Here is a 9,405-nt window from a genome sequence, read left to right on the forward strand (position 1 = left end):
GCTAAAGCAGGAGGCAATTGATTCAATAGTAATTAAGAAAGTAATTATCCTAATTGGCTTTAGCCAAAACTTTTTTATGTAATGTTCTTTTTCATTGTTTGTTTATCTATACTATCAAAGCTTTGTTAAGTGTTTTATCAATTTTTGATAATCCTATAGTTTTCAATAAACCACTACACTGTAACCTTTTTCACTAACCTGCATCTAATCATTCAGATTCCTTTGCAATCTAAACCAATAAATTAATTTACATATTACCTTGTATTACAAAGTACCTTATTATATATTTGTAGGATCACAGATTAAAATCATCAAACCTTATCATCGATAAGGGTTTCTTCACTACATGACATTAAAGAGTCATGAGTGAAAATTTTTAAGGGCATTTTGCCCTGATGAAAAACTATTGCCTTTTAAATACAAAAACGATTAAAAACTCATGAAAAAGCTATTACTAACTGGCATGCTTGCTTTGGCAGGCTTGCTACTCTCCGCCTATGCTCACGCACAAAACGCCCCAAAGGGCCAGCAGATTACCGGGATTCTTATTGATTCACTCTCACAGAAAAATCCTGATTTCATTACCGTTGCGCTGATGAAAGACAAAAATGCATCCGTAAAAGTAGATTATTCTAAGGCAGATGGCTCATTCAGATTTGTCGGACTCAAACCAGCTAAATATTATCTTGTTATATCAGGGGTTGGATATAAAGGAAAAACAGTATCAGCCGATTTATCTGATTCAACCAGAACTATGCTTGATTTAGGTAAAATATTTATTAATGAAGAAGCCCTTGGTTTGAAAGAAGTAAAAGTGAGTGCTACTAAACAAATCGTAAAACAGGAAGTAGACCGTATTTCTTACGATACTCAGGCCGACCCCGAAAGCAAAGTATTCAGCGTACTGGATATGATGAAAAAAGTGCCCTATCTTTCGCTTGATGCCGAAGATAATATCCAACTGAAAGGAAACTCTGACTTCAAGATATTGATTAATGGGAAGCCATCAAGCATGGTCGAAAGGAATTATAAAGATATACTCAGAAGTATGCCTGCCTCCTCTATCCAGCGCATTGAAGTGATCACCACTCCACCTTCCAAATACGATGCGGAAGGTCTTTCAGGTATTATCAATATCATTACCAATAAGAATGTAACCAATGGGTATAACGGCAGTGTAAATGTAAGCGAACGTTTTCCGGTGGGTGGCCCCGGCATTGGGGGCTCAGTTTCTGCTAAAATGGGAAAATGGGGACTCTCTGCTTTTGGCGGTGGCAATATTTATAACAATCCTCAATATGCCACCTTCGTTACCCGAAATACTTTTGGAGAATCTTCAACAACGCTCAATCAGCGTGCGTTCAACGAATCAAAAAGCCAGAGTGGCTATCTGGGGCTAGAGCTGAGTTATGAGTTAGATAGCCTGAACCTGATTTCGGGACAATTTAACATCAACGGCAACAGAAATGATGGGTTAGGCACCCAGAGTTCTGACCTGACAAAAGGCAGCGAAATCTTACAACGCTATTACCTTAATAATACAGGCAATGGCACAGGTTCTGGCTTTGATGCGGCGCTGAACTATCAGTTAGGTTTCAAGGCAGACAAGAACCGACTGCTTACATTTTCATATAGATACTATGGTTTTGACAGCGGACAAGATAATATCATTGGCATTTCGGATCGTATCAACTATGATTTACCCAATTATCGCCAGGTAAACGACCAGCTATTCTCAGAACATACCGTACAGGTCGATTATGTACATCCTATCAAAAAGCTGACCATAGAAGCAGGGGTGAAAGGCATCCTGAGAGATAATAAGAGTAATTTTGAATACCGCACCTATAATTCGGATACCGATAATTATGAGATTTTAGCCCAGCTCAGCAATAAATTTTCTAATACACAGAATATCTACGGCATCTATAATACCTATCAATATAATTTCAAGAAATGGGGTATAAAAGCAGGTGTAAGAGTAGAACAAACCGTGCTCGATGCGGATTTTGCTACTACCAATTCAAAAGTAAGTCAGAATTACTTTAATGTCATTCCTACGATTTCAATCAACCGGAAATTCAAAAAATCTGGTCTGAATTTCGGTTATACGCAACGCATCAGACGACCTAATATTTATCAGCTCAATCCTTTTATTGACCGTTCGAATCCTAGTTTTGAGCGCACAGGTAATCCTGATTTGAAACCTTCTATTATGAATGATATCAATATAGGCTACAACTGGTCAGGCAAAAGCTCTTTCAGCCTAAGTGTTGGATATATGTTTATTAAAGATATGTTTTTCCCTGTCATTGTTTATGATCCGGCTACGGGCATTACACGCTCATCTTTTGGCAATGTTGGTAAAGCTAAATTATTACCGATGGTTATTGTCAATTTCAACCATCCTATCACGAAAAAATGGAACATGAGCATCAACTCCAGAATGGCTAATGCCATGACAGAGGGTATTATTAATGGAAAACTCATCAAAAACAAAGGGCTCATGTATGGGGCAAATCTTTCATCAGGCTATAGATTAGAGAAAGACTGGCGGGTAAATATCAATATCAATTATAACGGGCCGAATATTAATATCCAGGAAAAAACCAATCATTACTTTGGTTACTCGGCCAGCGTGAATAAAGATGTCGTAAAAGACAAATTATCATTTTCAGCCTCTTTCAATAACCCTTTCAATAAATACCGTAGAAATATCAGAGATTCATTTGGCCCTGATTTTCTGCAATACAGTGAGCAGCAAAATTATTTCAGATCATTCAACTTCAGCCTGAACTATAAATTCGGTAAACTCAAAGAATCCATCAAAAAGAACAAACGTGGCATCAGAAATGATGATACACAAGGCGCAGAAAATTAATTAGGTATTGAGCTTATCATGAGGCGAACCAGAAGATTATAGACTGGTTCGCCTTTTTTTATTTATAAAGCTTAGAATCATAGGAATGAACATATTAAAAATAACAACTAAAAATTGTTACCTTAAAACATCATTTCCTGTTTGAGTACGATTAAAAACCGAGAGAAAGCTTGTGCAATAAGAAGAGATATAGCAGGTTTTTAATTGTACGAGTTTAAATGATGCCTGCTTTTTTGGTTACTTTTTTTCAGGTAAAAAAAGTAACACCAAGGACTAAGAAAACAAAATAATATAAGGCATACCCTACATATTCACTTAAATACCAGAAGTACCAACCACAACCTCCATCATCTCATCAAATAAAAATAATATTATACTAATCCCTATATTTGCAATCATTTCTTAATAAACCCCATTCTTATGCTTTTAGAAATTGGAGATACCTACAAATACGAATTTCGCTTCTCGCAGGAAGATGTGCAGAAATTTGCCGAAGTAACCGGAGATAAAAACCCTTTGCATCTAGACCCTGAATATGCCGCCAAAACCCGCTTCAAACGTCCGATTATTCACGGGCACTTGAGTAGTAGTGTTTTTACGCGCATTCTTGGTATGGAGTTCCCGGGCGAGGGTTCTGTCTATATGAAACAGGAGACCGAATATCTTTTCCCGATGTTTGTGGATACAGACTATGAAGTGGTATTTACGGTAATGACCGTTGACCGTGAAAAACACGTGGCAGAGATAACCGGAGAGGTATTTATCAAGGGCACTTCACGCCGCACCATCAGAGGTCTGGCGACTTTAATGCACCCTGAAAAAATATAGAGAGATAAGCTCGGAATCAGAGCTTATCTCTCTACACAAATTTTTAGACAAAAGCGGTTTTATTCACCATTTTTTATGGACTGTACTTCGGCTCTTGTGGCTTTTGCCCAAGCCGCCAATTGCGCCATACCGGCTCTAACTCTTGTGCCAGCAGCTTTGTTGCCTTTTTCATAGAATTTGTCAAAATCTCCTGCTAATGAAGCAACAAGGTCACTGAGTTCTTTGTACTTGTTCATAGTAATTGTAACGGATTTGGTTAATGAATGAAATTATCTACTTAAATACGAAATAAACTAATTGCAAGTTAGATAGATTGATGAAAATTACAAATTTTTCTACAAAAAATACCATCTAAAAACGGCCTTTTTTATTAAAAAACGCAAAAAGTCAGGTCTATGCCTGACTTTTTAACGTTACTCTCTACTAAATGTTGCCTTTATCGCCTGAAAATGGCGTTTTGGGCTATATTATTCAGCTAATGTCAAAGGAGCATATTCGCCTGCCTGTAACTTTGCCTGTACTTTCTCAAAACAATCCATCGTATATTCTACATCTTCCAGCGTATGCGAAGCCGTAGGGATGATACGGAGCATAATAACGCCTTTTGGCACCACCGGATAAATGATTACCGAGCAGAAAATACCCATGTTTTCTCTCAGGTCACGAATCAGATTCGTAACCGTTGGCAGGTCATAATTACCATGCAACAATACCGGAGTAACTGGCGAAGTAGTATCACCAATATCGAAACCACGTTTACGGAAACCATCCTGCAAAGCACGTACAATTGTCCACAATTGCTCTCTGTATTCCGGGTGATTTTTAATCAGTTCCAGACGTTTCATGCCACCCAATACATACGGCATCGGTAACGCCTTTGCATAGGTTTGTGAACGCATATTGTATTTCAAAAACATCACCACCTCTGGGTCAGCCGCGATAAATGCCCCGATAGCCGCCATTGATTTGGCAAATGTACAGAAGTGTAAATCCACCTCATCCTGCACACCAAAATGCTCAGGAACACCAGCGCCAGTAGCACCCATCGTTCCGAAACCGTGCGCATCATCTACCAATAAACGGAAGCTATACTTTTTCTTTAATTCAACAATTTTATCTAATGAACCAACCTTACCCGACATACCAAATACCCCCTCAGTAATCACCAATATTCCACCGCCTCTTTCTTCTGCCAATTTGGTAGCTCTGATTAAGTTCTTTTCAAGGCTGTCCATATCGTTATGCACAAACTTGTAATATTCTCCCCCCTTAGCCTTGTGTAAACGGATACCATCTATCAGACACGCATGGCTTTCTGCATCATACACAATCACATCACGACGGTCAACAATACACTCAATGACCGACATAACACCCTGATAACCATAGTTCAACAGGAAAGAATCTTTTTTACCTACATAGGCTGCCAGCTCTTTTTCAAACGCCTCGTGTATTTCTGTATTACCCGTCATCATTCTGGCACCCATCGGATACGCTAATCCGTATTGTTCCGTTGCTTCTGTATCTGCCTGACGTACTTCAGGGTGATTTGCCAAACCTAAATAGTTATTCAACGACCAGTTCAATACAGGTTTGCCATTGAATTCCATATGAGGCCCTAATTCGCCGGTTAATCTTGGGAAAGAGTAGTAGTGGTGAGCGCTAAGCTGTTTTGCAGCAGTACCAATAGATCCTAAATCGCTAATTGTTTTATCAAAAATATCTCTTGCCATTATAATAAGGAGGAAATGAAGGAACGGGATTGCTCGTTGCCTGATTAATTAACAATAAAATGATGAAGAAATCTTCATTTTTTCGACAAAAGTATCAATATTTTGGATGGATAACAAGCAGTCTATAAGGGGGCCAGCCTATTTTATGAAAAATGTCCAAGATTTTTAAATAAATATTCAAAAATAAATGAGATTTTACTGTTACTTCGTAATCTGAAACAAGAGTATATTATTAGAATTCAAGAATTAACGGTTCTTTTAAAATTTGCTTGCTGAAACGTTTTGGCTAAAGCCAATTAGATTTTGTCAATTTAATATTTCTCCAGTTAAAGCTGGAGGTAATTGAATAAATCAATAGCCCCCATTTTTAAATGGGGATAACAGGAAAGCAATCATCTGCATTGGCTTTAGCCCAATCTTACATACGAGAACGATTATTTTTTGATTTCGAACAAAATATACTCACAACTTATACAGCCAGTAATTCAATATGCCAACAATAAAAAAAATTCTCGTAGCAAACAGAGGTGAAATCGCGCTTCGCGTCATGCGAACCGCCCGTGAAATGGGAATCAGTACAGTAGCCGTTTTTTCGGAGGCAGACCGCAATGCGCCACACGTAAAATATGCCGACGAAGCCGTATGCATTGGCCCTCCCCCTTCTAAAGAATCTTATTTACTAGGCGATAAAATCATAGCAGTAGCGCAAAGTCTGGGCGTAGATGCCATTCATCCGGGCTATGGCTTCCTTTCTGAAAATGCGGGCTTTTCAAAAGCAGTAAAAGATGCCGGACTCATCTTTATCGGCCCATCACCCGAATCTATCGAAATCATGGGTGATAAGCTTTCATCTAAACACGCCGTAGCCTCATACAATATCCCGATGGTGCCCGGCACGCCCGATGCCATTACCGACCGCGTAGCAGCCAAAGCCAAAGCAGCCGAAATCGGTTATCCGATTCTGATAAAAGCCAGTGCCGGAGGTGGTGGAAAAGGAATGCGAGTAGTAGAAAAAGAAGAAGAATTTGACGAACAAATGGACAGAGCCGTAGGTGAGGCAATCTCAGCCTTTGGCAACGGTTCCTGTTTCATCGAAAAATATATCACCAAGCCCAAACACATAGAAATACAGGTAATGGGCGATCAACACGGCAATGTGGTATATTTGTTTGAACGTGAATGCTCTATCCAACGCCGCCACCAGAAAGTGATTGAAGAAGCGCCATCGGCCGTATTAACCCCGGCCATCAGAGAAGCCATGGGCGTTTGTGCAGTGAATGTGGCAAAGGCGTGTAATTATTATGGCGCCGGTACAGTTGAGTTCATTGTAGACGAAAATCTGGATTTCTATTTCCTGGAAATGAATACTCGCCTACAGGTTGAACACCCGGTTACGGAATTAATAACAGGCATTGATTTAGTAAAAGAAATGATTCATGTGGCAGAGGGCAAGCCTTTAAGCATGAAACAGGAGGATTTGCAGATAAAAGGACACTCCATTGAAGTACGTGTCTGTGCCGAAGACCCAGCCAATAATTTCTTACCTAACGTGGGTACATTGCAAACCTATGTACGCCCACAAGGAAATGGTGTCCGGGTAGACGATGGCATCGAAGAAGGAATGGAAATTCCGATTTATTATGACCCGATGATAGCCAAGCTCATCAGCTATGGAAACGACCGCACAGAAGCCATAGAAAAGATGATTCGCGCCATTGATGAGTTCAAGATAACAGGCGTAGCCACTACCCTACCCTTCTGCAAATTCGCACTCAGACACGAAGCCTTTGTAAGTGGCCATTTCGATACCCGTTTCGTAAGCTTATACTTTACGCCGGAAGTTTTAGAAGAAGAAACCGATAAAAACGAACTGGAAATAGTAGCCGTATTAGCCGCCGAATTATTGAAGAATAAAAACAAACCCAAAGCCGCCGATACTAACGGCGCCCTGGTAAGTAATACGAGCCAATGGCGAAGGAATCGCACAAAAATGAGATAGATTAATGCCTACGTGACTATGAAAAGAATACTAATCGCTGCGCTGATGCTGAGTGCCTTGACTGCTCTTAGTCAGGAGGTGAGGAAAGTAGTTAAAACGGACTCTTCTCATGCATCGTTGAAAATCAGAGAAGAGTATTATGTATTAAGAGATGCAAAAAAAGTAAAACATGGACTCTATAAAAAATGGATAAATGAGATACTTTTTATGGAGGGGTATTATAAATACAATAAAAAAGATAGTATCTGGATTCGATACGGCTCTCATCGTAATCCGTTAGTAGTTATGCATCTGAGCCCTAATAAAGGAAAAGGAATTGTAGAATTTTATTTACCAACAGGAGAATTGGAACAAAAATATGACTATACAACCAACGAACTTGTTTATTTTAAACCGGAGAATAATGGCACATATCACCAGATTATTACCGGCAAGGACACTACCTATTCAACGCTTAGCCGACCACCTATAAATATTGGTGGGCGATTCTCCTATTTTATGACCGTAGCCAATAATTTACGTTATCCGGTTTCAGCCTTAAAGAACAATAATGTAGGCCGGATTCATGTAAGTTTCATTATTGATGAAAAAGGGAAGCGGTCGCGTTTTAAAGTAATCAAACGAGGGAATAAAATATTTGATGAAGAAGCAATCAGGTTAGTAAAACTGATTGACGATTGGCTTCCCGCTATGCAAGATGGCAAACCTGTCAAGGTCATTCATATCGTTCCGATTACATTTGATACTGATGAAATTATTGAACCTTAATAGAATTAAAAAATAAAGAATCGCACGAAATTGAAATAAACCAGATAACAACTTTTTAGGTGACTATGAAAAAACTACTTATCGCTGTGTTCATGCTTAGCGCATTGACCACATTTGGTCAGGAATTAAAGAAAGTGACCGACACCTCAGCCCCCAGCCCTTTCAACAATATCAAGGAAGAATATTATGTATTGAAAGAGGCCAGAAAAGTAAGGCAAGGCCCTTACAAAAAGTGGATGAATAATAAACTGGTAGAAGAAGGCAACTATAAACTCAATCAGAGAGATAGCACCTGGATTCGTTATGGAATGAACCTGAATGTAATGAGCATCGGGAATTATGCCAAAGACGAGAAAACAGGGATCTGGAAATATTTTCTGGCCGGAGGCGAATTAGACCAGGCATACGATTATACAAAAAAAGAAATCGTATCATTCAAGACTGACCCTGATAAAACGACCTATCAGGTGATTAGTGGTGCCGATACAACTTATGAAGCGCTTAGCCGCCCGCCAATGATTGTTGGCGGAAACTATGCCTTATTAGAAATGATTGGCCGAAACCTGCGTATACCCGTCAATGCTTTCAGAACCGGTGCCAGAGGCAGAGTCTATGTGCGTTTCATCATTGATGAAACCGGAAAGACCTCCGACTTCAGTGTACTGAAAAAAGGAGATAAAGATTTAGATGCCGAGGCCATCAGAGTAGTGAAACTGATTGAGGGATGGCAACCTGCTTTGAGAGGTGACACTCCTGTAAAAGTTATTCATACAGTTCCGATTAGCTTTCTTTGACGAGTGTTTTTAAGCGCAAAAGTATATTTTGAAAAAAATTAAGAAAAAATAGGGTTCAGTTTTTGATAAAATCAAATGAGCCCGTATATTTGCAGTCCCAAACGGGAAAGGAGAGGTGCCTGAGTGGCCGAAAGGAGCAGTTTGCTAAACTGTCGTACGTCTAAAGCGTACCGCGGGTTCGAATCCCGCCCTCTCCGCGAGATAAGTAGAAAAATTTTTGAAAAATATTTTTTTGATTTTAAAATAAATTTTCCTACCTTTGCATTCTCAAATTTAAAGATACCGCCCTCGGGGTGTAGCGTAGCCCGGTATCGCGTCTGCTTTGGGAGCAGAAGGTCGTCAGTTCGAATCTGGCCACCCCGACATAAAAGCCTTCTTGAATTCATTTTCGAGAAGGCTTTT

General features: G+C 39.5%; 7 protein-coding genes and 2 tRNA genes. 7 read left to right on the forward strand and 2 right to left on the reverse strand.

Going from position 1 to position 9,405, the window contains the following annotated elements:
- Positions 1-439 precede the first annotated feature (439 nt).
- Entirely contained in the window at positions 440-2,881 is a 2,442-nt protein-coding gene (locus ACYVFA_RS22080) for an outer membrane beta-barrel family protein (RefSeq protein ID WP_460474040.1), read from the forward strand.
- A 420-nt stretch (positions 2,882-3,301) separates the two neighbouring features.
- On the forward strand, positions 3,302-3,709 hold the full coding sequence (locus ACYVFA_RS22085) for a MaoC family dehydratase (protein WP_460474041.1): 408 nt from the start codon (positions 3,302-3,304) through the stop codon (positions 3,707-3,709).
- Between the two features lie 59 nt (positions 3,710-3,768).
- On the opposite strand, the gene ACYVFA_RS22090 is transcribed toward ACYVFA_RS22085, so the two are convergent.
- Both ACYVFA_RS22090 and ACYVFA_RS22095 read right to left on the reverse strand, forming a co-directional pair.
- Positions 3,769-3,945, reverse strand: coding sequence for a histone H1 (locus ACYVFA_RS22090; RefSeq protein WP_460474042.1), 177 nt, complete (start codon positions 3,943-3,945; stop codon positions 3,769-3,771).
- A gap of 231 nt (positions 3,946-4,176) precedes the next feature.
- Complete coding sequence (locus ACYVFA_RS22095; RefSeq protein ID WP_460474043.1) at positions 4,177-5,442, reverse strand: aminotransferase class I/II-fold pyridoxal phosphate-dependent enzyme; 1,266 nt, start codon at positions 5,440-5,442, stop codon at positions 4,177-4,179.
- Positions 5,443-5,932: 490 nt separating this feature from the next.
- On the opposite strand from ACYVFA_RS22095, the gene ACYVFA_RS22100 reads away from it, so the two are divergent.
- The 5 genes from ACYVFA_RS22100 (at position 5,933) to ACYVFA_RS22120 (ending at position 9,366) form a co-directional block, all read left to right on the forward strand.
- Positions 5,933-7,441: an acetyl-CoA carboxylase biotin carboxylase subunit gene (locus ACYVFA_RS22100; protein WP_460474044.1), complete on the forward strand. Its 1,509-nt coding sequence runs from the start codon at positions 5,933-5,935 to the stop codon at positions 7,439-7,441.
- 18 nt (positions 7,442-7,459) lie between these two features.
- On the forward strand, positions 7,460-8,209 hold the full coding sequence (locus tag ACYVFA_RS22105; RefSeq protein WP_460474045.1) for a TonB family protein: 750 nt from the start codon (positions 7,460-7,462) through the stop codon (positions 8,207-8,209).
- Between the two features lie 65 nt (positions 8,210-8,274).
- Positions 8,275-9,003 (forward strand): TonB family protein, encoded by a 729-nt coding sequence (locus ACYVFA_RS22110; protein WP_460474046.1) that lies wholly within the window; start codon positions 8,275-8,277, stop codon positions 9,001-9,003.
- Between the two features lie 109 nt (positions 9,004-9,112).
- A tRNA-Ser gene (locus ACYVFA_RS22115) sits at positions 9,113-9,200 on the forward strand.
- 92 nt (positions 9,201-9,292) lie between these two features.
- Positions 9,293-9,366 (forward strand) — tRNA-Pro (locus ACYVFA_RS22120).
- Positions 9,367-9,405: the final 39 nt, after the last annotated feature.

The sequence above is a fragment of the Emticicia fontis genome (genome assembly GCF_054779675.1).